Origin of the sequence: Candidatus Symbiopectobacterium sp. NZEC151 (assembly GCF_025962655.1) — a bacterium.
Lineage (GTDB): Bacteria > Pseudomonadota > Gammaproteobacteria > Enterobacterales > Enterobacteriaceae > Symbiopectobacterium.
The window spans coordinates 61,396-86,930 of record NZ_JAGFPE010000004.1 but is presented as its reverse complement, the minus strand read 5'-3'; the positions used below and the strand labels follow the sequence as shown (position 1 = coordinate 86,930).

At 51.7% G+C, this 25,535-nt stretch carries 26 protein-coding genes; 13 read left to right on the top strand and 13 right to left on the bottom strand.

All coding sequences use genetic code 11. From position 1 onward, the window contains the following. Positions 1 to 348: 348 nt before the first annotated feature. Positions 349 to 747: an H-NS family nucleoid-associated regulatory protein gene (locus J5067_RS13835; protein WP_264643601.1), complete on the top strand. Its 399-nt coding sequence runs from the start codon at positions 349 to 351 to the stop codon at positions 745 to 747. A 256-nt stretch (positions 748 to 1,003) separates the two neighbouring features. On the opposite strand, the gene J5067_RS13830 is transcribed toward J5067_RS13835, so the two are convergent. Together J5067_RS13830 and J5067_RS13825 are read right to left on the bottom strand one after the other, a co-directional pair. Next, positions 1,004 to 1,402 carry a VOC family protein gene (locus J5067_RS13830; protein ID WP_264643602.1) on the bottom strand — a complete coding sequence of 133 codons (399 nt, stop codon included), beginning with the start codon at positions 1,400 to 1,402 and terminating at the stop codon, positions 1,004 to 1,006. A gap of 175 nt (positions 1,403 to 1,577) precedes the next feature. Continuing rightward, complete coding sequence (locus J5067_RS13825; protein ID WP_264651353.1) at positions 1,578 to 2,492, bottom strand: DMT family transporter; 915 nt, start codon at positions 2,490 to 2,492, stop codon at positions 1,578 to 1,580. A 120-nt stretch (positions 2,493 to 2,612) separates the two neighbouring features. Here J5067_RS13825 and J5067_RS13820 point away from each other — a divergent pair, with 120 nt between their 5' ends. After that, entirely contained in the window at positions 2,613 to 3,170 is a 558-nt protein-coding gene (locus J5067_RS13820; protein WP_264643604.1) for a helix-turn-helix domain-containing protein, read from the top strand. A gap of 50 nt (positions 3,171 to 3,220) precedes the next feature. Here the strand turns inward: J5067_RS13820 and J5067_RS13815 are convergent, their stop codons facing one another. After that, positions 3,221 to 3,997: a DUF3750 domain-containing protein gene (locus J5067_RS13815; protein WP_264651352.1), complete on the bottom strand. Its 777-nt coding sequence runs from the start codon at positions 3,995 to 3,997 to the stop codon at positions 3,221 to 3,223. Between the two features lie 184 nt (positions 3,998 to 4,181). Then, complete coding sequence (locus J5067_RS13810) at positions 4,182 to 4,400, bottom strand: helix-turn-helix transcriptional regulator (RefSeq protein ID WP_264643606.1); 219 nt, start codon at positions 4,398 to 4,400, stop codon at positions 4,182 to 4,184. A 106-nt stretch (positions 4,401 to 4,506) separates the two neighbouring features. On the opposite strand from J5067_RS13810, the gene J5067_RS13805 reads away from it, so the two are divergent. From J5067_RS13805 to J5067_RS13795, 3 genes are all read left to right on the top strand, one after another. After that, positions 4,507 to 4,761 carry a helix-turn-helix domain-containing protein gene (locus tag J5067_RS13805; RefSeq protein WP_264629206.1) on the top strand — a complete coding sequence of 85 codons (255 nt, stop codon included), beginning with the start codon at positions 4,507 to 4,509 and terminating at the stop codon, positions 4,759 to 4,761. Positions 4,762 to 4,932: 171 nt separating this feature from the next. Further along, positions 4,933 to 5,322, top strand: a complete 390-nt coding sequence (locus tag J5067_RS13800) for an SHOCT domain-containing protein (protein WP_264643607.1) — start codon at positions 4,933 to 4,935, stop codon at positions 5,320 to 5,322. Positions 5,323 to 5,520: 198 nt separating this feature from the next. Continuing rightward, positions 5,521 to 6,831: a glycoside hydrolase family 28 protein gene (locus tag J5067_RS13795; protein WP_264651351.1), complete on the top strand. Its 1,311-nt coding sequence runs from the start codon at positions 5,521 to 5,523 to the stop codon at positions 6,829 to 6,831. Positions 6,832 to 6,879: 48 nt separating this feature from the next. Here J5067_RS13795 and J5067_RS13790 read toward each other — a convergent pair whose 3' ends face one another. After that, positions 6,880 to 7,650 carry a YdcF family protein gene (locus J5067_RS13790; protein WP_264651350.1) on the bottom strand — a complete coding sequence of 257 codons (771 nt, stop codon included), beginning with the start codon at positions 7,648 to 7,650 and terminating at the stop codon, positions 6,880 to 6,882. A gap of 99 nt (positions 7,651 to 7,749) precedes the next feature. Here J5067_RS13790 and J5067_RS13785 point away from each other — a divergent pair, with 99 nt between their 5' ends. The 7 genes from J5067_RS13785 to J5067_RS13755 all read left to right on the top strand — a co-directional run bounded on the left by J5067_RS13785 (position 7,750) and on the right by J5067_RS13755 (position 14,881). Next, positions 7,750 to 8,625 carry an AraC family transcriptional regulator gene (locus J5067_RS13785; RefSeq protein ID WP_264651349.1) on the top strand — a complete coding sequence of 292 codons (876 nt, stop codon included), beginning with the start codon at positions 7,750 to 7,752 and terminating at the stop codon, positions 8,623 to 8,625. A gap of 36 nt (positions 8,626 to 8,661) precedes the next feature. Next, a complete protein-coding gene (locus J5067_RS13780) occupies positions 8,662 to 9,069 on the top strand; it encodes a DUF2000 domain-containing protein (protein ID WP_264628323.1) in 408 nt (135 codons plus the stop codon). A gap of 196 nt (positions 9,070 to 9,265) precedes the next feature. Next, a complete protein-coding gene (locus J5067_RS13775; protein ID WP_264643611.1) occupies positions 9,266 to 9,901 on the top strand; it encodes a glycoside hydrolase family 25 protein in 636 nt (211 codons plus the stop codon). A gap of 527 nt (positions 9,902 to 10,428) precedes the next feature. Further along, entirely contained in the window at positions 10,429 to 11,538 is a 1,110-nt protein-coding gene (locus J5067_RS13770; RefSeq protein ID WP_264643612.1) for an FIST N-terminal domain-containing protein, read from the top strand. Between the two features lie 43 nt (positions 11,539 to 11,581). Next, positions 11,582 to 12,658, top strand: a complete 1,077-nt coding sequence (locus tag J5067_RS13765) for a sensor histidine kinase (protein ID WP_264651348.1) — start codon at positions 11,582 to 11,584, stop codon at positions 12,656 to 12,658. Beyond that, on the top strand, positions 12,649 to 13,746 hold the full coding sequence (locus J5067_RS13760; protein ID WP_264627657.1) for a response regulator: 1,098 nt from the start codon (positions 12,649 to 12,651) through the stop codon (positions 13,744 to 13,746). The genes J5067_RS13765 and J5067_RS13760 overlap by 10 nt, the downstream gene beginning before the upstream one ends. Next, on the top strand, positions 13,739 to 14,881 hold the full coding sequence (locus J5067_RS13755) for a response regulator (RefSeq protein ID WP_264627660.1): 1,143 nt from the start codon (positions 13,739 to 13,741) through the stop codon (positions 14,879 to 14,881). Before J5067_RS13760 ends, J5067_RS13755 begins: the two co-directional genes overlap by 8 nt. A 28-nt stretch (positions 14,882 to 14,909) precedes the next feature. Here J5067_RS13755 and J5067_RS13750 read toward each other — a convergent pair whose 3' ends face one another. The 3 genes from J5067_RS13750 to guaB all read right to left on the bottom strand — a co-directional run bounded on the left by J5067_RS13750 (position 14,910) and on the right by guaB (position 19,223). Then, entirely contained in the window at positions 14,910 to 15,899 is a 990-nt protein-coding gene (locus J5067_RS13750) for a hypothetical protein (RefSeq protein WP_264627656.1), read from the bottom strand. A 171-nt stretch (positions 15,900 to 16,070) separates the two neighbouring features. Further along, positions 16,071 to 17,648, bottom strand: a complete 1,578-nt coding sequence (guaA, locus tag J5067_RS13745; RefSeq protein ID WP_264651347.1) for a glutamine-hydrolyzing GMP synthase — start codon at positions 17,646 to 17,648, stop codon at positions 16,071 to 16,073. A 111-nt stretch (positions 17,649 to 17,759) separates the two neighbouring features. Then, positions 17,760 to 19,223, bottom strand: a complete 1,464-nt coding sequence (guaB, locus tag J5067_RS13740; protein ID WP_264643618.1) for an IMP dehydrogenase — start codon at positions 19,221 to 19,223, stop codon at positions 17,760 to 17,762. Positions 19,224 to 19,404: 181 nt separating this feature from the next. On the opposite strand from guaB, the gene xseA reads away from it, so the two are divergent. Continuing rightward, on the top strand, positions 19,405 to 20,781 hold the full coding sequence (gene xseA / locus J5067_RS13735; RefSeq protein ID WP_264651346.1) for an exodeoxyribonuclease VII large subunit: 1,377 nt from the start codon (positions 19,405 to 19,407) through the stop codon (positions 20,779 to 20,781). Here the strand turns inward: xseA and J5067_RS13730 are convergent, their stop codons facing one another. From J5067_RS13730 to J5067_RS13710, 5 genes are all read right to left on the bottom strand, one after another. Continuing rightward, positions 20,782 to 21,012: a zinc ribbon domain-containing protein gene (locus J5067_RS13730; RefSeq protein WP_264643620.1), complete on the bottom strand. Its 231-nt coding sequence runs from the start codon at positions 21,010 to 21,012 to the stop codon at positions 20,782 to 20,784. Between the two features lie 19 nt (positions 21,013 to 21,031). After that, positions 21,032 to 21,991: an AEC family transporter gene (locus tag J5067_RS13725; RefSeq protein ID WP_264651345.1), complete on the bottom strand. Its 960-nt coding sequence runs from the start codon at positions 21,989 to 21,991 to the stop codon at positions 21,032 to 21,034. A gap of 90 nt (positions 21,992 to 22,081) precedes the next feature. Then, the gene (gene der, locus J5067_RS13720; protein WP_264651344.1) at positions 22,082 to 23,566 is read right to left on the bottom strand and encodes a ribosome biogenesis GTPase Der; all 1,485 of its coding nucleotides are present in this window, start codon (positions 23,564 to 23,566) and stop codon (positions 22,082 to 22,084) included. Between the two features lie 144 nt (positions 23,567 to 23,710). Next, complete coding sequence (gene bamB, locus J5067_RS13715) at positions 23,711 to 24,892, bottom strand: outer membrane protein assembly factor BamB (protein ID WP_264651343.1); 1,182 nt, start codon at positions 24,890 to 24,892, stop codon at positions 23,711 to 23,713. Positions 24,893 to 24,902: 10 nt separating this feature from the next. Next, positions 24,903 to 25,523 carry a YfgM family protein gene (locus J5067_RS13710; protein ID WP_264651342.1) on the bottom strand — a complete coding sequence of 207 codons (621 nt, stop codon included), beginning with the start codon at positions 25,521 to 25,523 and terminating at the stop codon, positions 24,903 to 24,905. Positions 25,524 to 25,535 lie beyond the last annotated feature (12 nt).

Genomic DNA, 25,535 nt, shown 5'->3' with positions numbered 1-25,535 from the left:
CCTGTTACGCTTATACCCTTAAATAATTAGCGTTATGCGCAGGGAGAAAATGAGCGCGCCCCGATAAGTTGACACGGGTAAGGGATTAGGGATGTCAATGCCGCTAACAGACAACCCCGCTTAAGTATCGATAGTCGAGTGATGAATTAATAAATAGCGGCAACCGCGAGGCGTTGCGTTATTAACCAGCTAACGATTAACGCTCCTGCTTTACCCACGCCGTCTGTTACGCATTTTTTTACATAAGGCACTATAAAAAAATATTTCATGCCGACGTATCTGGTGTATATTGGAAAATCAAAAAATATCTTGTAAGCTAATAATGTCTCTTCTTTTTAAAGGAACACCATGATGAGTTTTGACGTGCTAAGTAATATTCGTTCTCTTCGCGCTCAGGCCCGAGATACCGATCTTGAAACCCTGGAAGAGCTGTTAAGCAAATTCACTGCAATTGTGGAAGAGCGCCGCGAAGAAGACAGCAAAATTCAGAAAGAGCAGGCAGAACGTTTGGCAAAACTGGATGCCATTCGTGCTCAGCTTCTTGAAGACGGTATTGATCCGGCTGAACTGCTGGAAAGCGTGAAATCTAAACCGGCCAAGACCAAACGCGATCCTCGTCCGGCGAAATATAAATATATTGATGAGAATGGCACCGAACAAACCTGGACCGGCCAAGGCCGTACGCCTAAAGCGATCCGTGAAGCCATCGATGGCGGAAGCAAAACGCTGGAAGATTTCGAGATTTAATTTGTTCTCTTCCTTGCCGTATTAGCGCGCATCACTTGTCTTGTTATGCATGGAGTAGAGTTGTACTCCATGCATATCTTTTCTAATCCGCGATCGTTATCACCACCCGTGTTTCTTCGTCCTTAAGAAAAAGTTTTCATCCCCCAAGACTCGATTAAAAATGGCGAAAAATTAATACCGCAGGTGTATTAGCGTGCGTATCAATCAGGATCCGATTTTCTTTGATCGTTTGCAGCCAGCAAAAGAAGTGATATCCCTAAGGTGCAATGCTGCGATGAAAGACGGCTTCGATGTTATATCCATCAGGATCGCGCACAAATGCCGCATAATAATGGGCATGATACAGATCTCGAATTCCCGGCTTTCCGTTATCCTGTCCGCCCGCCGCGATTGCCGCATGATAAAAAGCATCTACAACGTCACGCGTCTCAGCACTAAATGCAAAATGCGTCGCCGGACAAGGTAATGCTTTTCCCTGATAGATCCAAAATTCGCCGCCCGGATCGCTGGACTTTCCATATCCTTCCAACACGCCAAAACTTATCGCATGATTAAAATCTTTGATCAGACGATAACCTAACGGTGCCAGTGCACTTTCATAAAACTGCCGACTGCGATCAATATCTGTCACCGGAACACTTAAATGATCTAACATTGAACGTTCCTTCTGTTATAAACATGAAACCGCTTGCCCATTGATGCTTCCTGTTTTCATCCTGATAACAGATCTCGTTTAGCGAAAGCCTATGACAATGTTGCCGCATCGTAGCCTGAACCCGCCCTATCGGATGCTGACCCTGGTCAATATTAATGCAGGACAGCATAACGCGTTAATGCCGGAGAGTAGCGCTGTTGTCTTTTTGAAAAAAACGACACCGGACATTAATGCCGGCAACCGCCGCCAGAACGATCAGGGTTCCCGTCAGCTGCCCCCCATTCAATGGGCGATGCAACACCCAGGCATCGACCAAAATGGCCACCACCGGGTAGATAAAAGCGAGCCCGCCGACCACTATCGTCGGAATTTTTTGTACCGCACTATAAAGCAGCACTGACATCAGGCCAGTGTGCACAAAGCCAATCACTACCAGCAACCCCCAAACGTCGCTGACAGAGGATGCTGTAGGCAGCGAAACAAAAGGCAGCAGCATCACGCAGCCAACCCCTAACTGAATAAACACCATCAGGCAAGGAGATACATCGCGCAATGCCTTGGTAATCGCGGCTGTAATGGCGTAAAAAAAGGCGGCAGCCAATGCAAACCCTATCCCATAGACGTATTGCACGAAATCCTGATCCTGTTGCTGACCGCCCAACATAATCAGCGTCACACCGGAGAAGGCAATGACCATCCACCCGAGCTTATAACGTGTCAGTGTTTCATTGAACAACACCGCCCCTAGCGCAACCAAAATAAACGGCTGTACGTGATAGGTTATTGTTGCGACTGCAATAGAGGTCTGTGCGTACGCGATGAACAGACAAACCCAGTTAAGCGTCAGCGTAATGCCGCCTAAAACAACCACGTAAAACTGCCTGCGCGACAGCATGCCTCGACGTAAAAGGCCTTGCGCAGCACAGACCAGCGCCATGGCTAACGCGCCGAAAGCGCAGCGCCAAAAGACCACCGTTAACGCGGGTAAGTCTGTGGCTAACACAAACCACCCCACTGTTCCTGAAATGATCATGGCGATCGCCATCTTCAGCGATCCTGCCCCCCACTCAGCACGTTGATCGAATGCCATACCTATACCTCACACAATAAATAACATAACGAACGATTGTTCGACAAAAAGAACGCGTGGTATAATGGCCATCTCAGTATTGACTGTCAAACAGAACGATCGTTTTTTATGGAGAACGATATGCAACCCTCGTCAACGCCGATCGGTATTCTCGCCATGGCGGTAAAACGTGAACGCGAGCGGATAGGTATTTCCGTCAGTGAATTGGCCAAACGTGCCGGTATCGCAAAATCTACGCTATCCCAATTGGAATCAGGCAGCGGTAATCCCAGCCTGGAAACGCTGTGGGCGCTGGCGATGGCGCTTGATGTGCAGGTAACGCAGTTGATTGCAGCACCCCAGCCCCGGGTACAAGTGATCCGTGCGCATGAGGGCGACATCGTAGCCGCTGAACAGGCACACTATTTTGTGACACTGCTCGCCGTCTGTCCGAGGGGGATGCAACGCGATATCTACCGCGTGACCGCGCAGCCGGGAAGTGTACGCCGTTCTATCCCTCATCAAACCGGTACGCTGGAACATGTCATGATCAGCAGTGGGCGCGCCCTGCTTGGACCTGAGGGGCATGAGATTACGCTTAACGCTGGTGACTACATCAGCTATGCCGCAGATGGGCCGCACACCTTCGAAGCATTGGAGAAGGATACTTGCGCGGTAATGATTATTGAGCACCCATAGCGAGGCGCTCTTCGCAGGGCGCATTGGCTAACGCACCGCGCCTTTCACCGTCAGCGTTCTTGCTGCTGATCGACATTGTCAAAACCTAACCGGCCGATAAAAGGCAGCCGTAACGCCGGTGGATTCACATCGATGCCCAGGTTCATACCCAGCAGGTTCACTTCCAGGCCTTCTTCCAGCGCCAGCGTAACGCCCAGCGCCCCCAGAACCGAAATCTGAACGCCGCTGCCCGAGGGAGCCAACCCCACCGGGTTCACGATTGAGCGATAGTCTTTACCAATGGCGTTGGCCGGCATATCAAGCTGTAATGCAGGCACTTCACGGCCAATATGCGCGAGAAAGGTATTGCTGTTCGGTCCAGGCCAGGCACGATAGGTCTGCGGCCAGGGATAGCTTTTGATCGCGGCATCGATCTGCGGGATCATCGCTTGCGCCGCCTCACCGCGATGTTCAACCAGCAGTTTCGGCGTTGCACCGTACCAAAATCCGTCAGGTAGCGTGTAATTCAGGCGTACCACATTGTCGCTTCCCCAACTGATCACTTCATAGCGCCGGTAGCGCGTTTCACCTTTGGCTTTCAGGATAATCCAAGGGTGAACCGCCACCAGACCACGCCAGCCGTAGGTCGGCGCCGCATACACCTGAACAATGGCGGTATCGCGCCAACGCACGGGATCGGGTGCGACGCCGGCGGAGTCACGCCGAGCGGACCACCATCCCTGGCCGCTCAGCGCTTCACCACCGCGCGTCGAGTGTGCCCAGCTTTGCCAGAATGACAGCAACAATATGCTGACGATGGTCACACCTACGATCTTGGTAAACTTCATCAACCCCATCCCGTTAATGCCAGCAACAAATAACGCTTCATTGTTGCATCATCAAAGAAATCAATGCGGTCAGCAATACCTTTCGCCGTAAAAACGTTCAGAGTGACCATGATGCCAAACCTGTGCCGAACCTCAGGCAATATCAGTCACCCGCACAGGGCGGATGACGACTCAGCCGTCCCTCTCAGCGGCGATTATTCAGGTAGCGTGAAGGCCAGATCTCTTCCGGGCTCACGTTTATCGCTTGTGCGATAAGCCGCTCCCCCTTGGGCCACCGCCGCGTTAGCGCATTCGCCAGCGTTGATGATGCCAACCCAGACGCCCGAGACAACGCCGCCAGCGATGTCCCCTTCCTTTTTATGGCAGCAATGATATCTGCTGGGTGCCAATCCTGTTTTTCCATGTACGCCTCCGGTTCGATGACTATGAGTCACTACGTTACCACAAAACTTTACCGTTGTGACTAATAGTCCGTGGACTGATAAGCATCAAAAAACAATGCTTACTCCATGAAAATACCCAATTCCATCAAAGCCCGTTTGGGGCAGCGCGTAAGATCACTCAGGTTGCAGGCTAATCTGTCGCAAGAAGCTTTTGCTGAAAAATGTGGGTTAGACCGCACATATCTCAGTGGTGTTGAACGCGGCGTGCGCAATCCTACGCTGGAAGTGCTCTATATCATCGCCGTTGGGTTTCAAATCGATCTGGTTACACTGTTTGCTTTTGACGATGACGCCCAAGCGCCATCATCTGTAGATCAATAGCGCGCAATGTCTGTGGCGATTATTCCTCGCCTGTTATTCATCAATTCTCCCCAATAGTCCCCTCGGTTCTGTTTTCCCCCTGCTGTGTGGAAAAAACAAATCTGTGCTATACCTTTATTATGTTTATCCCGGCACCTGATTTAATTCGTTAAATCCTAAGGAAACACAACAATGGCAACGCACTTACTGACGCTGTGGGATATATTGGTCACGGCATTTTCACTGTTCTTTTTTATTGCTTATCTCTTTATTCTTTTCCAGGTGGTATCCGACCTGTTTCGCGATCAGGAAGCCAGCGGCCTTTACAAAGCGGCGTGGATTGTTTTCTTACTTTTTATTCCGCTACTTACCTCTCTCATCTACCTTATCGTGCGCGGCAAGGGCATGGCAGAGCGACATCGCGCACAGGTGAAAAAATCAGTCTCAGCAACTAACGAATATATTCGTGAGGTCGCGGGGAAATCGCCCGCCGAGCACATATCAGAAGCTAAGAAGTTGTTAGATGATGGCATCATTACTGAAGAGGAATACCAAAAACTCAAAGCGAAAGCCCTGGCTTGATTGATAGAGATTAGCTACACGCCGATATTTATTCTTCTGCAACAGCGGAAAAGGGACGGCGATGGCGATAAAATGAAGTATAACTTTGTGACACTTTCTTACGCGGCAACGAGAGAGCGGCGTTTGCGGTTCTGTTTTAATCATCGTCTGGATGAAAACAACGTAACTATCGTGGATGATGGTTAGCAGGCTATACCGATGAACGCAAAAACACTCACAACGTTACTGTCTCTTTGCCCGGCATTTTTATTAAGCATCGCGCACGCAGCCGATCGTCGTCTGGTACAGGAACCCGCTTATCCGCAGCACATTTGTTCCACCCTGACGCCCGAACCGGGAAATAATCAGCAACGGATTCAGCAGGCCATCGAACGCTGCCCTGCGGGTCAAGCCGTGAAATTAATTGCCGCCAACGGCCACAATACCTTTCTAAGCGGCCCACTGAGTATGCGTTCCGACACGTGGCTGTGGGTAGATAAAGGTGCCGTGCTCGCGGCCTCCGCCAACCCCGCTGATTACGACAAAGGCAATGGAATGTGCGGCACGCTCAGCAACCAGAAGGGGCAATGCCAGCCTTTTATTCATATTGATAACGCACAGGGCGGCGGTATTGTCGGCGAGGGCACGATTGATGGCGGTGGCAATCAGATCATGGAAAGCAAAACTGAAACCTGGTGGCAGTTGGCACGACGCGCGCAAAAGGAAGGGGGTAACCAGAACGTGCCTCGTCTGATTCAGGTGGATAACGCTAAAAATCTGACCTTTTATCACATCCGTTTAACCAACTCGCCTAACTTTCATCTGGTGCTGAATAAGGTACAAGGGATCACAGTGTGGGGAATTGTTATTGATACGCCAGCGGATGCGCGTAATACCGACGGTATCGATCCGGGTGCGGCAACCGATGTAACAATAGCTAAAAGCGTTATCCGCACCGGTGATGACAATATTGCGATTAAAGCAGGCAACAGCGGGCCAACGCGTTTTATCTCGATAGTAGATAACCACTTCTATTCCGGTCACGGCATGTCTATCGGCAGTGAAACCAACAGCGGCATCAGCGATATTCTGATTAAAGATCTTACGCTGGATGGCACAACCTCAGGCATCAGAATTAAAAGTGATTCGAGTCGCGGTGGAATCGTCGAAAACGTCCACGTTGAGAATGTGTGTTTGCGCAATAATAAATGGCCGATTACGCTGGATACGGCTTATGAAGGCAAAAAGGGCAACCTTATTCCCTGGTATAAACATATTTCGCTGAAAAATGTGTCCGGGAACGGCGGCAAGGTCGTACTCAACGGCTATGACAGCGAGCATCCCCTTGATGTGACCTTTGACGGTGTAAAAATCGATAATCTTCAGGGCTGGCATCAACAGAACGCCATTGTCCGTGTGGCCGAAGGCGGCTTGACCCCAACGCCATCGACCATCGCCAACGCAACAGCGGTGAAAACGGCGTATGCCTGTGAAGGCAAATGGCTGCCTTTCCCGGCGATGCGCCAATAACCAAACCTGACAGAGCAACTCTGCCGTCGGCACAATCTGACGGCAGATTTATCTGACACTCACCAACAGTTCATCGTTTTCAGTAAGCCGCCGCCAGGCATTTTCGACCTCAACAGGAATATCAACATGGCCGATAAAGCCAGCCCCTGCTGGCCCGTAGCCGGTTTCATCATCGCGCAGGCGTTTGACCTCACCGAATATCATGGAGATATAGCGTTCGAGCGTCCATATGCCCGCACGTTGTCCGCCGGTAATCATCAGGGAAGCGCCCACGTTGACTAAACGCGGCACAAACACCGGCCAGTTGATAAATCGACCGGTTAAATTTTTCTGTCGCCAGCTGTGCTGAAAAGATTCGAAGGTTCTGCGCTGCATGAGCGGGTCCTGAACCAGCAATATCGTGGTGGGGAAAGATGACTGGGCCAACAGCCGGTCTCTGCTGAAATCCGCATTTTGACCACAGTTGGTCGAGCGGTTTTCTATCTCTATTTTTTCCCAGGGGATGGCAAAAACCTGATGCGCTATCTCGGCGAGAATATCCGCTTCCCCCTTCCCCTCGGTCTCAATGGCAGCCGTGAGCGGATCCTGTTTTACCGCCTGCTGTAGCAGCGCGGTGGAATGGCCGATCCCCCCGCTCAGTAACACAGGAACGCCGGTTTGCGCAGCAAAATCAAGCGCGCCGATAATGTTCGGCATGATGGCGTGACCTGCCAAAATCAGCAGACCCGGGCTCAGACGTTCATGGGCGCGGAGATCGTCAAGGGCGAGCCAATCCGCCAGCGTATTCAAATCGCGAATGGCTTCATCAGAGATATGCATTGTGTTTTCTACCTTATCGGATGCACTGAAAGCGGCATCGTCGGCAACAAGATGATAATTTAAGACAGAGGTACTATAGACTATGACGGAGCTTGCCCAATGACAACGCCCATTAAAGAAACGGCCAGCAGAGATTGGGTTAATCTTCGTCGTGATGACGAAACCGGCATAGAGAGCTTACATGCCCATTTTCGCGGCCATGCCTATGATTCCCACGACCACGACGAAGTGTTAGTCGGGGTAACACAACAAGGGCTACAACAGTTTACCTGTCACCGTTCGATGCATACCAGTCATCCAGGGCGAGCCATCCTGATCGAACCGGGGGCTGTGCACGATGGGCATGCCGTACACGCTGAGGGGTTCACCTACGCCATGCTTTATCTCCCTCAGCGCTGGGCGACAGGTATGATGCAACAACGCGGGTTATCCGACGTGTCCGCATTGGAAGCCGCGTTTAAAAATACCCTGACGGACGATCCGAGGTTAATTTTTGCGATCCAACAGGCCTTTTTCGCCATCCATCACCACGAAGGCCGACTCGCTCGCGACCAGAGTCTGGATCATCTGCTTTCGCTACTCGCTCGACATGTTGTGACCCGGCCAGCGTCCGTTTCCAACGATTCTCTGCGCCAAATATACCAACTCAAAGATCATCTGCACGACAACATGCATCTGGATATCGGGCTAGATGAACTGGCTCGTCATTCGGGGATCGACCGGTTTCGCTTAAGCCGCCAATTCAAAAGCGCGTTCGGTCAATCTCCTCACGCTTATCTGGTTCGACTCCGCCTGCGCACCGCGCGCACCTTGCTTGCCATGGGAAATGAGCCCGCCAAGGTTGCCTCTCTGGTGGGCTTTTCGGATCAAAGTCATATGGGCCGCTGGTTTCAGCGTGCGTATCGGCTTTCTCCGGCCGCTTACCAACGCCAATGCACAAACGTTCTAGACGGAGGTCGCTCCCATCTCCGATGATTGCCAATGAAAGCAATAATCGGAGAGTGATGGCTGATGTTTGATACAAAAATCGTGTTTGTTGTGCGCAATGATTTACCCACTTGGCAGCGGTTAAACGTAGTGGCTTTTCTGGCGACAGGAATCGCCTCGGCTCACCCCGATATTATGGGATCACCTTATGTGGACGCGCAGGGGCACCATTATGGCAATATGTCTGGGCAGCCGATGCTTATTTTTGAAGCCGACCTCAGCGGACTGCAAACGGCGCATCGTAAAGGGCTTGAGCGTGAACTGATACTGATTCCTTACGTACACGCCATGTTCTCGACCGGCCATGACGATGCTAACCGAGCGGTATTTATGGCTGAAGATACTAATAACCTTAATCTTGTTGGCCTTGCAATGCGCGGTCCGAAAAAAACAGTGGATAAGGTAATAAAGGGACTATCGTTGCATCAATAAACCGCGATATATCTGATAAATAGCGGATGCCTCAGTAGTGAGGCACCGCTTTATTTTCTGGTGGTTTATATACAGTTTAATGAAATTCTCTCTCTGCGTTGTCCAAAAATGAGGTGTCATTACCTGAACAGGGTAGCGCCTTATCGTTTTGACACCCAAAGGACTATTATCTAAGCACAAACAGAGAGGAATGATTATGAACAATAACGTTATTGCCATCTCCAGATTCCAGGGAACCATTGAATGGGATAAAGTTAAAGAAGATGGTGTCAGCATGGCGTTTTCTCGCCTGGGAGAAGGTGAGACCTATATTGACCCAACGTTTTCTGAAAATTTCCGAAAATCCAGAGTGGCAGGCATCCCTTCTGGGGCCTGGCATATTTTCCGAGCCAAATCCAGCACGCCAGAAGCACAGGCAAGAACCATAGTAAACACGCTGAAAGAGGCAGGATTTACTAACAAAGATGCTTTTGCCTTTGAAGTCAATAATAAAGCCGGAAGTAACAAGACTGCCACCAAAAATGAAATGGCGAATAACCTCTTTAATCTGATACAGCGTATTATTGATTCAGACCTTCCTATCTGTACCAATAATTTATATATCAAAACCAATATTGACACCTGGAAGAACAGCGTTGCATGGGAATTGCATGATGATTTCTTTCAGAAAATAAAAATTTGGCCGGAACACTGGAGAACGCAACCGGACTATCCTGATACGCTTTACCCTTGGGGCAAAGGAAACTGGAGTTTCTGGGAATACTCATCTCAAGGGACGGTAAATGGCATTAATGGCAACGTCTTGATCAGTAAAATCAATCCGCTTCTCTAAGGCTTGAATCGCGAAACGCGCTAAAACCAGCGGAGAATATCGCAGGATATTCTCCGCTGAAGTCGATGTAGAGGATGTCATCGGGCTTAGCGCCACAACCCGGAGTGTAAGCATCCCGCTAAAACGAACCATTCACTTTAAAGATCTTTCGACACACTGGTTATGTCCCGTTCTAAAGAGCGCTAAACAGTAGATAAAGTCATAAAGGGGGCTGTAGCGGCATAAATAGTCTGTAAAACACTGGGCAAGGCACATACATGCATAGCGTGCGGTCGTGACGACAAGGCAAGGACAGCGAGCATTCCTTTATAGCACCACCTACAAGCCGATGTAAAAGCGTAGCTAGGGCACTTTCATCAGTGCTTCACTTTTTAAATGCCTTAGCAAAATAAAAAGAAGCGATATTTGCAATTAAAATAAAATACTGACTATTTACTATTTGATGTCCTGGTCTATTTTCAAAGAGATAACCGAATATTGCAGAAATTCATGCAAAAATTTCTACTCAAAAGCGAGGGAGTACTCTCATGAATTTCCAACTTAAATATGCAAATAGCACATCACCAGATCCCGTCCAGGCTGTTGCCGATTTTGCCAGTAAGATTAGTCATGAAGATATCAATACGGTCATTTTTTTCTGTTCTCCTGACTACGATTTAAACATTTTAGGCAGAGAACTAAAAAAATCCTTTTCCTGCGCGTGTATAGGTTGTACAACTTCAGGGCAAATTGGTGCACAAGGGTTTCAACGTACAGGCTTAGTGGGGTTGGGCTTAAACAAAAATTTTAGCGCTCACACATTTACGATCCACCCTTTGGAGAACTATGCAGAAATAGCCGCTGAAATTGCTGAAGCTATTCACCATGATAGTAAAGATAGACCCGCACTTAACCGTTTTAGTCTGTTGCTGGTCGATGGCCTCTCAATGATTGAAGAGCGTCTGGTCGCAAGCCTTTATCAACAAATAGGTAATATTCCGATTATTGGCGGTTCTGCTGGCGATGACTTACGTTTTGAAAAAGCGCATGTCTATGATGGGGATGGTCATTTTATCTCTAACGCAGCTATATTTGCGGTCATTGAGACCAAATCGACGGTCGTCACGTTTAAAGTTCAGCATTTCAATCACAGCGAGATCGAATTGGTTATTACTGAGGCCGATCCAGAGAAACGACTTATCTTTGAGATAAACGGTGAACCAGCGGCACTTGCTTACGCGGAAGCCTTGGGGTTAACCGTATCTGAATTAACCCCAACCATCTTTTCCAGTAACCCGCTTGTGCTCTCCTTGGGCGACGATCCCTACGTTCGAGCCATCCAAAAATGGAATGCCGATTTTTCTCTTACCTGTTACTGCGCTATTGAAGAAGGGCTTATCGTTTCTATCGCTAAAGCGGAGGATCCTGTCCAAACGCTAGAACGGGCCTTCAACAAGGTTAAAGAGACGCTAGCGGACCCCGTCATTATCGGTTGTGATTGCATCCTGCGTCGCCTCCAATTTGAACAAGAAGGACTCGACCAACAGATTGCCAACATCATGGTGAAAAACCGCGTCGTAGGGTTTTCCACTTACGGTGAGCAATATAACGGATTGCATGTGAATCACACCTTCACCGGCATAGCCATTGGGGGATAGTGTGTTGAGCGAAAGAACCCATTCCACGCCCACGGTATCAGGCATGTCCAACGCTGAGTACGAACGTAAGCTGGCGGCCAGAGATAAAACGATCGATGTATTAAAGCGCCGTATCATTCGAGAGAAGGCACAAGAGCATGCAACACCTTTCGCTATTCTCAAACAAAACGTGCGCTTGGAAAAAGTCGTCTCTCATAAAACCTTGGCATTAGAAAATGAACGCGGTGAGTTGGAAAAAGCACTCAAAGAGCTACGGTTGGCTCAAGCGCAACTCCTTCAAGCACAAAAGATGGAATCCATTGGTCAACTCGCCGCAGGCATCGCCCACGAAATAAACACGCCTACGCAATATGTCTGCGATAATGTGGGCTTCGTGAAAACCGCCGCGTCGTCGCTTATTAGCCTACTGGAAACGACGCAAATACTGTTCGATGCCATACGAGAAAAATGTGCAGAAGAGCCCGCCGTGGCCGCATTCGACACAGCGCGTAAACAGTTGAAAGTGGATTTCTTGTGTCGGCAAATCCCTGGGGCGTTAGACGAATCCCTTGAAGGTCTTGCTCATATCGCAAAAATCGTCGCCGCCATGAAAGAATTTTCTTACCCTTCTCACAACGAAAAAGAGCAGGTGGATGTACGCGATATTATCAACACAACAGTTACCGTCGCACGCAACGAGTGGAAATACGTTGCTGAACTTGAGACTCATTTCGAGGATAACTTACCTCCTCTTCCCTGCCTGAGAGATGCCATTGGCCAGGCAATTTTAAATCTGGTCGTCAATGCCGCTCATGCGATTGCTGACACTATCCAGCAAACCGTTAAAGAAAAAGGCCATATCGCTATCTCTGCTGCTCGATGCGGTGAATACATGGAAATCCGTGTGCAAGACGATGGTACTGGTATTCCTGCTAGTATTCGTGACCGCATCTTCGATCCCTTTTTTACGACTAAGCCCGTAGGTAAAGGGACAGGCCAAGGCCTTGCTATTGTTTATTCAATTATTGTGGATAAACATCAAGGACAGATCCGGTGCGAGTCGGAAGAAGGTGTGGGTACAACATTTATCTTACTGCTGCCGCTTAACGCTCTCCCTGAGGACCCTCCTGCATGCAAGTGATGTTCGTCGACGACGAAAGCAGAGTGCTCTCCGGCATTGAACGCGCGCTGATGATGCAAAACATCGAATGGGAATGTCGATTTGCCAACAGTGGGCAACAGGCACTCTCCATGCTGGAAGAACAACCGGCAGACGTCGTGATATCCGACATGCGCATGCCCTTTATGGATGGCGCTGAATTACTCTCACAAATACGTACACACTGGCCTGGTACAATACGAGTCATCCTGTCTGGCTATTCTGACCCGGATGCCACTGAACGTATGCTGGACGTCGCTCACCGCTTTGTCTCTAAACCCTGTGACAGCAATATGCTGATAGGCATGGTAAAAAACACGTTGTTACTGCGCGATATGCTTCAGGATCCCGCAGTCGTCAATATCATAGGTCATGCGAGTCACTTGCCAACAGCCTCAAACGTGTTTGTCGAAATAGATCATCTTCTCGCGCATTCTGACAGAGATACACGGCACATTACACGACTGCTAAGCAGTGACCCTGCTTTAAGCGCAAAAATTTTACAACTTGCCAACTCGACCTATTTCTCCAGAGGCAGCCACATAACGAATATCGCAAATGCCATCGGCCATTTGGGGTTGGATCACGTTAAGATTCTCATCCTTGCATCGCAAGTATTTTCAGACGCCAAAACAGATCCCCATATAGCGCAATTACAACAAAGCGCCCTGCTGGCCTCAACGTTAGCAGCCCAAATATCGGGTCATCAAAGTACTGCACAAGTCGCCGCACTGCTTGCCAATATCGCACAACTGATACCTGAAATCAGACAACACCATGGTCTGACAGCCACAACACGCAGTAACACCACCGTTAACGCAGCCGTAAGCGCCTATCTCCTGTCATTATGGGGATTGCCCCTAGATATTGTGGAAGCCGTTGCGTACCACGAGCAGCCCTCTCTCATCACAGACACTGAATTCTGTGTAGTCGGTGCCGTGCATGTCGCTGTTGCTCTCGCTAATAGCACCCCCCTTGACATGGACTATCTTGAACAAACCGGCATGCTTAGCAAGCAACCGTTATGGCAAAACATGCTCGCCCATATACAGGAATGCAATCATGACTGAAATAGCGCATCCCCGCGTGCTCTGTGTTGACGATGAACCCAATGTACTCTCAGCGATGGAACGAAATCTTTTTGGTGAGTTTGACGTTACAACCGCACGCAGTGGTGAGGCAGGACTGGATGCCGTTCGTTGGGGAGCATCGTTTGCCGTGATCGTGTCAGATATGCGAATGCCTGGTATGGATGGCGCAACCTTCCTCGAAAAAGCACGAGAAATCGCCCCCGACAGTGTACGCATCCTCCTGACGGGTCAAGCTGATATTGAATCGTCTATCGCGGCAATCAACAAAGGCGCAATCTTTCGTTACCTTTGTAAACCTTGCTCGAAAGAAGAACTGGTTTTGGCACTCAACGATGCCGTTGGGCAGTATCAGCTTGTTCGTCTGGAAAAAGAATTATTAGAAACCACACTCAGCGCATCTGTAAAAACGATGACAGAAGTACTCGCTATGGTGGCCCCCTGGGCCTTCCAGCGCTCAGCCTTTGCCCAATCCGGCGTGCAACATGCGCTGAAAAAACTCGCGTGGCCTGATGAATGGATATACACCATCGCAGCGGCATTGAGCCAGATCGGCTGTGTTGGCATTCCAATCGATATCGTTCAAGCTGATGCAGCGCAACGCCCCCTTTCTGAAGAAGAAAAAAAACTGCTAGAGGAACATCCTAATGTTGCCGCTCGGTTAGTGACAAACATCCCGCGGCTTGAGAAGGTCGCCGATATTATCCGTTACCAAATGACAGCGGCTCCCGTCGATGCGCCTGTTGAAGTCATCAGGGGCGCACAACTGTTACACGCAACGCTACTGTTAGAACGCCATGCAGCCAGAGGGTTAAGTCTGGATCATCCGAGAGAAATTCTGCGTGGTGCACACCCCGCCATTCCTGAATACATCATTAAAAGTCTGACAGATTTTCGCGCTAATCTGGCGGGTATCCGCACGGTACGGATTGGTGAATTAAAAACCGGTTGGATAATTGATGAGGATATCCGTACCAACAATGATTTGATGGTGCTGACCAAAGGGCATGAACTCACCGATACCGCAATATCCGCATTGCAACGGCTCCTCAGTCTGGGCGCTATCGAAGAGCCTATTCAAGTTTGTGTCACCCGTGAGACTGAAACGCACTCGTGATGCGTTGAGGCAGTGTAGATAAGAGCGCTTAAAGTGCCCTTTTTTTACGACGGAGGCGTTGGTGCCTTAAATCACTCTCTCCTTTGCGTCCATTCATCAGGTAGTGTACCTCGCAGAGTACACGGTATCGGGAAAAGAACGCGGCAAGCGCGCCATGTAACTCATGAGCCCAAGTAAGGCGATCCATGCCAAGTTCAAAGAACTGACGTACTGCTGAGGCATCTTCACGGCGGTGGAAAACATCATTTCTCAACTCTCGGAGAGGATCGGCATGTTTCTTCATCATCCTTCCTAGCTTATCCGACATTGGGATGAGCTCTTTGAACGTTGCAGGCCGATTTTCTCCAAGCAAAAGGCGCATTTTAAGATCCCCAAATCCCTCGCAAGTGGCTCTTAAAAAACCAAGCCACGTCGAAAGATAGATCCGGTGGTTGACCTTTTCTCGTTGACTAAGGTAATTGTTTTTATCCCACTTTTTACTGAGCGACATATAATTTTCAAGCATAAGATCTGCTGCCTGGAAAGTATGAGCGTAAAGTGTGAAGACAGGATCTTGGTTACGACTTGGAAGCTCATCACCGGGAAGGCGTGAATCAATATCAATAGCAAACATACGAGGCTTGTTTGCCAGATAACACAGGTCATACCTTACACAAACTAACTCCCCCATAGAGAGTGCGTTCTTGAGACTCTCGGCAAGCTCAGTTTCACTAATAAAGCCATACGTTGCGAGTTCATTGCTGGCAAATTGGGAAAGCCACCATAAATTGAATCCCCCAATTTCCCCGTGTTCACCAAAATCGAAATCAATGCGTCCCTGCTCAAAGCTCACTGCGCACCCAGCACCGTGTTTATAATATTCCCCACCGCCATCGAGCGTTCCACGAACAGGAATATCCATTTTAATCCAGTGATCACAACTGGATGGCAAAGGAATGCCTGACCGATACATTAATTGAACCGCAGCCATAACGTTTTTTTGAAAATCCGAAATTAAATGCGCGAGTCCATCATCCATATTTTCTCCGGCTATATCATAACGGTGTTACACCATAAATTTATTTCTGCATTAATGTGATTATTAATAATTACGCGATGACAAACCATGATCAAAATAAAAAAGCCCTCAATGATGAGGGCTTAGCGATGTTTTACTGCTTTTACGTGCCGGCTGTTGCCAGACGCGAAATCATTCCCACTCAATCGTAGCAGGCGGCTTGCCCGACACGTCATACACTACGCGGGAAATGCCATCGACTTCGTTGATGATGCGGTTGGAAACGCGACCCAGGAAGTCATAAGGCAGGTGTGCCCAGTGTGCAGTCATAAAGTCGATGGTTTCGACGGCACGCAGAGAGACAACCCAGTCGTATTTACGACCGTCGCCCATCACGCCGACCGAACGCACCGGCAGGAACACGGTAAACGCCTGACTTACCTTATGGTACAGATCGGCATTGTGCAGTTCTTCGATGAAGATCGCATCGGCACGGCGCAGCAGATCGCAGTACTCTTTCTTCACTTCGCCCAGCACGCGCACACCAAGGCCCGGACCGGGGAACGGGTGACGGTACAGCATGTTGTACGGCAAGCCCAGTTCGAGACCAATTTTACGCACTTCGTCTTTAAACAGTTCTTTCAGCGGTTCAACCAGACCCAGCTTCATCTCTTTCGGCAAGCCACCCACGTTATGGTGAGACTTGATGACGTGCGCTTTGCCGGTCTTGGACGCCGCAGATTCAATCACGTCAGGGTAAATGGTGCCCTGCGCCAGCCATTTCACCTCGGACTGCTTGCTCGCTTCTTCATCGAACACTTCGACAAACACGCGACCAATGATTTTGCGTTTAGCTTCCGGATCGTTTTCACCGGCCAATTCAGACAGGAAACGCTCTTCTGCAGCCACGTGTACGATATTCAGACCGAAGTGATCGCCGAACATTTCCAGCACCTGATCCGCTTCGTTCAAACGCAGCAGGCCGTTATCCACGAACACACAGGTCAAACGATCGCCAATCGCACGGTGCAGCAGCATCGCCGTAACGGAGGAATCGACACCACCGGAAAGGCCCAGGATCACGCGATCGTTACCAATCTGTTCGCGCAGGCGCACTATCGCATCATCAATGATTTTTGCCGGTGTCCAGAGCGCATCACAGTGGCAGATGTCGCGCACAAAGCGTTCCAACATGCGCTGTCCCTGACGGGTATGCGTCACTTCCGGGTGGAACTGTACACCGTAAAAACGTTTCTCTTCGTTCGCCATAATGGCAAACGGGCAGGTATCGGTGCTGGCAACGGTAACGAAATCAGACGGAATGGCTGTCACTTTATCGCCGTGACTCATCCATACGTCGAGCAACGGCGCACCGCTTTCACTCAGCGTATCCTGAATATCACGCAGCAACGCGCTTTCCACTTTGATTTCAACCTGGGCATAACCAAACTCGCGCTCGCTGGAGCTTTCCACACGTCCACCCAGCTGCATTGCCATGGTTTGCATGCCGTAGCACACGCCCAATACCGGTACACCGGCCTGGAACACATATTCCGGCGCGCGCGGACTGTTGTGCTCGGTGGTGCTTTCCGGGCCACCGGAGAGGATGATGCCGTTCGGGTTAAATTCGCGAATCTGTGCTTCGGTAACGTCCCATGCCCAGAGCTCGCAATAAACGCCCAGTTCACGCACGCGGCGCGCGACCAGTTGCGTGTACTGCGAACCAAAATCCAGAATGAGTATGCGGTGTTGATGAATATTTTCTGTCATGAGAGGCGTATTCCAAAATACGTAAGAAGCAAAAAATAAGAGAACCCGGCGAAGTTTACCGGGTTTCTGTCAAATCAGCCATCACATCGGCAGATTGGCCTGCGGGCCAAATCAACCCATCCGATAGTTCGGAGATTCCTTGGTGATGGTCACATCGTGCACGTGGCTTTCCTGAATGCCTGCACCGCTGATGCGGACAAATTCGGCCTGAGTGCGCAATGCGTCAATGGTGCCGCAACCGGTCAAGCCCATGCAGGAACGCAGGCCACCCATCTGCTGATGCACGATCTCTTTCAGGCGGCCTTTGTAAGCTACGCGCCCTTCGATCCCTTCCGGCACCAGTTTATCCGCTGCATTATCGCTCTGGAAATAACGGTCAGAAGAGCCTTTGGACATGGCACCCAGCGAGCCCATCCCACGGTAAGATTTAAAGGAACGGCCTTGATACAGCTCGATCTCGCCCGGCGATTCTTCTGTCCCTGCCAGCATCGAACCTACCATCACACAGGCGGCACCGGCAGCGATGGCTTTGGCGATATCACCGGAGAAACGGATGCCACCATCGGCGATAACCGGAATGCCTGTGCCTTCAAGCGCTTCTACCGCGTCGGAAATCGCGGTGATCTGCGGTACACCCACGCCGGTAACGATACGGGTGGTACAAATAGAGCCAGGGCCAATACCGACTTTCACTGCGCTCACGCCCGCGTCAGCCAGCGCTTTGGCGCCGGCACCAGTGGCAACGTTACCGCCGATGATTTGCAGATCGGGGTATTTGGCACGGGTCTCACGAATGCGCTGTAACACGCCCTCAGAGTGGCCGTGCGAGGAGTCGATCAGCAGCACGTCAACACCGGCAGCAACCAGCGCATCGACGCGCTCTTCATTGCCCGCACCCGCGCCAACCGCCGCGCCGACGCGCAGGCGACCGTGTTCGTCTTTACAGGCGTTAGGTTTACGCTCTGCTTTCTGGAAGTCTTTCACGGTGATCATGCCGAGCAGATGGAAGCTGTCATCCACCACCAGCGCTTTCTCAACGCGTTTCTCGTGCATTTTTTGCAGCACCACGTCACGCGCTTCACCTTCACGCACCGTTACCAGCCGGTCTTTCGGCGTCATCACGGCGCTCACCGGGCGTTCCAAATCGGTCACAAAACGCACGTCACGACCGGTGATAATGCCGACCAGTTCGTTATCGTCGGTCACTACCGGGTAACCGGCAAAACCGTTACGCTCGGTCAGCGCTTTGACCTCACGCAGCGTGGTGGTTGGCGTCACGGTTTGCGGATCGACAACCACGCCGCTTTCATGACGCTTCACACGGCTGACTTCTTCCGCCTGGCGTTCAATCGACATGTTTTTATGGATGAAACCGATGCCGCCTTCCTGCGCCAGTGCGATAGCCAAACCGGATTCCGTCACGGTATCCATGGCAGCAGAGAGCATAGGAATATTCAGGCGAATCGTTTTTGTGAGCTGAGTGGTGAGATCGGCAGTGTTCGGCAGAACGGTCGAGTGAGCTGGGATCAGGAGGACGTCATCAAACGTCAGTGCTTCTTTGGCAATACGTAGCATGGGCAATATCTCATGTGGGGATGCGATAAAATATTGCCGTGGCATTATACAGAGCGTAATCGGTTGCCTCCAGCTTTTTTTATAAAAAAACTTGATTAACCTTTCAGGCAAGGTAGTATCGGTTAATTAACCCTCTGTTTTAAAATTTGATCTCGCTCACTAAATCGGGTTAGCCAACGCCATGTCCCAAGCGCCTTCATCCGCTATTTTTACCGTCAGCCGCCTCAATCAAACCGTCCGGCAACTGTTGGAAATGGAAATGGGGCAAATTTGGCTGTGCGGCGAGATATCCAATTTCTCCCAGCCCGCGTCAGGCCACTGGTACTTTACCCTGAAAGATGAGCGCGCCCAGGTGCGCTGCGCTATGTTTCGCACCAGCAATCGTCGCGTGACGTTTCGCCCGCAAAACGGACAGCAGGTGCTGCTGCGCGCCACGATTACCCTGTACGAGCCGCGCGGTGATTACCAACTGCTGGCAGAGAGCATGCAACCCGCAGGCGATGGCCTGTTGCAACAGCAATTCGAACAGCTTAAGCAGCGGTTAGCAACAGAAGGGTTGTTCGATCAGTCATTCAAGCAGGCGCTCCCCCGCCCCGCCAGCAGCGTCGGTGTGATTACTTCACCCAGCGGCGCGGCGCTGCACGATATTCTGCATGTGCTACAGCGGCGCGATCCGGCACTGCCGGTGGTGATTTATCCGAGTCAGGTGCAGGGCGAAGAGGCCCCAGTGCAGATTGTTCGCGCCATTCAGCTTGCCAACCAGCGGCAGGAGTGTGATGTATTGATCGTCGGGCGCGGCGGCGGTTCGCTGGAAGACCTCTGGAGCTTTAACGATGAACGGGTGGCGAGAGCCATCTTCGCCAGTCGTATTCCTATCGTGAGCGCGGTCGGCCATGAAACCGACGTCACCATTGCCGACTTCGTGGCGGACTTACGCGCCCCCACCCCGTCGGCGGCGGCAGAGTTGGTGAGTCGCGATCGCAACGAACTGCTGCGCCAGCTACACACACAGCGTCAGCGGCTGGAGATGGCGATGGACTATTCACTGGCCCAGCGCCAGCGTGATTTTTCCCGGCTCTACCACCGTTTGCAGCAACAGCATCCGCAGTTACGGTTGGCGCGCCAGCTTAACCAATTGATCACCTTGCGTCGCAGGCTCGATGAAAGTATGCAACAGCAACTTCGTCGCGCGACCCTGCGCAGTGAACGGTTGCAGCAGCGACTGACGCAGCAGCAGCCGCTGTCACGCATTCACCGTGCGCAGCAACACCTGCAACAGATGCAGTATCAATTACAGCGGCTAATCACCCGGCAACTGAGTGAGAATAAACAGCGGTTAGGTGAGGTCTGTTCCCATCTGGAAGGGGTCAGCCCGTTAAAAACGCTGGCGCGCGGCTATAACGTGACCACCACGCCCTCCGGGCAGGTTCTACGCGCTACGGCTCAGGCCGCACCCGGCGACACGCTAAAAACCCGGTTACAGGACGGCTGGGTTGAAAGCCAGGTTACGCAGGTCACGCCGGATGCCAAGAAACGCGCACGCAGGAAATCGCCTTAGCTATTCCTGCACCGGAAGGTAACGGAACAGCACGCGTTGGCGTGAAATCAAACCGTGGCCGCGCTGACAGAAATAACTCACCGAACCACAGGCAGATAAGGTTTGCAGAGGCTGTTGACATTCCGGGCAATGTGCGTGTTGCTGAAAATGTTGATGGCATTGCGAACACTGAAACTGGCTTGCCTTCAGCCAGTGCAGGGTGTGTTGGCAATGCGGGCACAGAATCTCCATGAGCTCTTCCCTTTCAGGCTTAAGCGATGCCCCAGGCGCGTAACAGATAAACCCCGAACGCCGTGGCAAAAAACGAGCCTACCGTGGTCATGGCGATAATATTGGCCGCCAGCGTAGCGTTCCCCCCCATGGCCCGCGTCATGGCATAGCTGCCCGCCGCCGTCGGGGTTGAGGCAAAAAGAAAGATTACCCCCAACTGCACGCCGCGAAAGCCTACCAGCCAGCCGCCGAGCGTCAGCAAGCCTGGCACTACCACCAGTTTGGCAACGGTGGAGAGCGCCGCGACGTTACTGGTGCGCAACATGGTTTTGAGATCCAGACTCGCCCCGGCACACAGCAACGCCAATGGCAGTGCCAGTCCAGAGATCTGCTGACCCGTTTGCCGCACCACGTCGGGCAGCGCCAAGCCAGACTGAGAGTAGCCTACCCCCAGTAATAGCCCAATAATCAGCGGATTGGTCGCGATGCTGGTCAACAGCGCTTTTTTACTGACGCTGCCGCCATCCTGCCCTCGCCGTAAACTGCGCGTTAAGGTGATAACCGATAGCACATTGAACAAGATAACGGTGACGGTCAGGTAGAGCGAGCCTACCGCAATCCCCTGCTCGCCATAAGCGCGCACCGCAAACGCCAGCCCCATGATGCCGGTGTTAGATCGAAATCCGCCCTGCACGAAAATACCGCGCTCACGGGGCTCTTTCACCAGATAAACAGCCGCATACTCAAGCAATAAAAACGTGGTTACCGTGCCCACGGCACCATACAGGATCATCGGGAGATGCGTGGCGATAGACTGTTGGCTGGTCGCCACGCTGAAAAACAGCAGGAAGGGCAGCGCCAGATTAAACACCAGCTTCATTGCCGAATCGCAAAAGGTGTCATCCAACTGCCCCAAACGGCGCAACCCCATGCCAATCAACAGGATTAACAGGTTGGGCATGGTGACATTAAAGGCAAAACTCCAGGTTTCCCAAGACATAGCGTACGCTTTCACACAGGGTTGACGGTCATTGCTGATTCACAGGCCATAATAAAAATGGGGCGAATCATCGATTCCGCCCCATTCTGGTTACTTGCCTTTCTTGATGTGCTGCATCAAGCGCTTACGCTTACGCAACTGATTGGGCGTGAGGGTATTGCGCTTCTCGGCAAAGGGGTTTTCCCCTTCTTTAAACTGAATGCGAATCGGCGTACCCATCACGTTCAGCGAACGGCGGTAGTAGTTCATCAGGTAGCGTTTGTAGGAATCCGGCAGGTCTTTGACCTGATTGCCGTGGATCACCACAATCGGCGGGTTGTAGCCCCCGGCGTGAGCGTATTTCAGCTTCACGCGACGGCCCTGAACCAGCGGCGGCTGGTGATCGTCAACGGCCATCTGCATGATGCGCGTCAACAGCGAGGTGTTCACACGCTTGGTCGCACAGGTATAGGCTTCATGCACCGACTCGAACAAGTTACCGACGCCGCTGCCATGCAGCGCAGAAATAAAATGCACGCGCGCGAAATCGATAAACCCGAGGCGCAAGTCGAGCATGTCTTTCACCTGATCTTTGATCTCTTGCGACAGCCCATCCCATTTGTTCACTGCGATAACCAGCGAACGCCCGGCATTAAGAATAAAGCCCAGCAGCGAGAGATCCTGATCGGAAATGCCGTCGCGCGCATCGATAACCAGCAGTACCACGTTGGCATCTTCAATCGCTTGCAGCGTTTTGATCACCGAGAATTTTTCGACGGTTTCCGTGACTTTGCCACGTTTACGCACGCCCGCGGTATCGATCAGCACGTACTCGCGGCCATCGCGCTCCATCGGAATGTAAATGCTGTCACGGGTGGTGCCCGGCATGTCATACACCACCACACGATCTTCACCCAGAATACGGTTGGTCAGGGTGGATTTGCCCACATTGGGGCGACCGACAATAGCCAGTTTGATGGGCATACTTTCCGGATCGAAGTTATCTTCGGCATCCTCTGGCTCATCGGTATTTTCGCCGAGCTGCTCCGCCCAATAGGCGGCGTTAGCCTCTTCTTCGGTCAGTTCAACCGGTTCATCTTCCTGCTTGGCGTAAGGCAACAACACGTTTTCCAGCAACGAGGTGACGCCGCGCCCGTGGGAAGCCGCCATGGGATAGACTTCACCCAGCCCCAGCGAATAGAAATCCGCCATCGCGATATCCGCATCCACACCATCAATCTTGTTGGCGACCAGGAAAGTGGATTTCTCGCGGCTGCGCAAATGCTGTGCGATGCCCAGATCGGCAGGCATCAGCCCGGCGCGCGCATCCACCATAAACAGCACGATATCCGCTTCTTCGATGGCGAGCAGCGACTGCCCCGCCATCCGGGTTTCCACGCCTTCTTCCGAACCGTCGATACCGCCGGTATCAATGATAATGAACTCCTGCCCTTCCACTTCAGCACGGCCGTATTTACGGTCACGCGTCAGCCCAGGAAAATCCGCCACCAGGGCGTCACGGGTACGCGTCAGGCGGTTAAACAGGGTAGATTTTCCCACATTCGGGCGCCCAACGAGCGCGACGACAGGTATCATTTCACAACCTCATTAATTATATTTCAATATGTTACAGCAAATCGACTCGCTGACATTTAAAAGACGAAACGGCCCCTGATGCGTTCAGGAGCCGTTTCAAGGCTCACACCGCCTGCGCGGTGCAGCCCAGATACATTCTGTTTTCTAGCGGGTAAACGCGTATACGTCGCCGTTCTTGGCCTGAATCAACAGCTTATCGCTGGCCACCACCGGGTCGCTCAGAAAACCGGCGCTGTCCACTTTATGCTGCGCCACGAAACGGCCATCCGCAGTATTGATCCAGTGCAGATAACCTTCGGAGTCACCCACTACCAGATAGCCATTATACAACGCAGGACCGGTCAGGTTACGGTGCAGCAGATCGCTTTGTCGCCACAGATTCACGCCGCCGTTGGTGCTGAGTGCTACCACGCGATCGTTTTGATCCACGACGTAGATGCGATCGCCATCAATGACAAAATCCTGCACGCTGCCCAGCTCGCGTTTCCACACGATCTGGCCGGAGCGCAGATCGAGCGCCGTCATGTTGCCGTTATAGCCGAGTGCATACACCAGTTCACCGGCCACAACCGGCGTCGTATCCACATCGTTCAGGCGATCGATTTCGGTCGCGCCGCTCGGTTGAGAAATACGCTGCTGCCAAATCAGTTGCCCTTGGTTGATCAGCACGGCGTTCACACGACCGTTGTCACCGCCGACAATGGCAGCACCAAACGCCGTTACAGGCGCGGATTCACCGCGCAGAGAAAGCGTCGGGATATCCAGGTTTACGGTCCACTTGATGGCACCGTCGCTTTCATTCAGCGCTTGCAGCATACCGTTGCTGGTGTGCACCAGCACTACGCCATCACTCACCACCGGGCGTGATAACACTTCACCCGCTGCCGTGGCTTGCCATGCGAGGGTACCGTCTGCCGCATTAAGTGCAAACACCTCTGCACGCTCGCTGCCGACATACACACGATCGCCAGAGACCGTCACGCCGCCGGAAAGCAGCGCGGATTCACGCGACGAGAGCAGCCCACGTTTGGTCGACAGATCGGCGCGCCACAGCTCTTTGCCGTTTGCCAAATCCATCGCCTTCACCAGACCTTTGCGATCGGCGGCAAAAACGCGATCGCCCTGCCAGGCTGGACGCAAATTGGAGTAGTGCCCTTCCAGGCCGCTCCCCACAGAACTGCTCCAAACTTTGGTTGGCGTAAACTGATTCTCAACCTTGGGCAGCGGCGACATGGTCACCACGTCTTCTTCGCCGCTGAACAGCGAACATCCGCTCAAAAAAGCCAGAGAAAGCATCCCAACCACAAGTGTTTTACGCAATTGCATGACGTTCCTCTTAGCCCGGCAGATTATTTAATTTCATACGCAGCAACGCCTGCAATGCCTGTGGCGGATTCGCCGCCACCCCTTTATCGTAAGCCGCACGCGCAGCCGCGTTATCGCCTTTGCTCACCAACGCATCGCCGCGCACGTCTGCCACCATGGCAGCCCATCCCGCCAGTGTGATGGTATCCAGCGTTTTCAATGCGTCATCGGCCTTACCCTGCTGCACCTGAACGCGCGCCAAACGCAGCGCGGTCAATGCTTGCAGATCGACATCTTTGGTTTGCGTCAACGCCGTGCGCAATTGGGTTTCCGCCTGAGCGAACTCCCCTTTGTCGGCGTGATAGCGTGCCAGTTGCAAGGAAGACAACACGCCGTAGCTATTTTTATTCTCAACCGCGAATTTTTCCGCCGCCGAAACGCCCGGTGCATCACCTTTCGCCAACGCCTCACTGGCCTGCTGGTAAGCCAACGAAGAAGACATGGCACCTTCAGACTGATGATTCTGCCAGTAACGCCACCCGACCAGGGCACCGATACCCAGCACAATCCCCACCACCAGCGCTTTACCGTTTTCAATTAAAAAGCGGCGCAACGCATCAACTTGCTCATTCTCAGTGGTATAGACTTCCACGGTGTCTCTCTC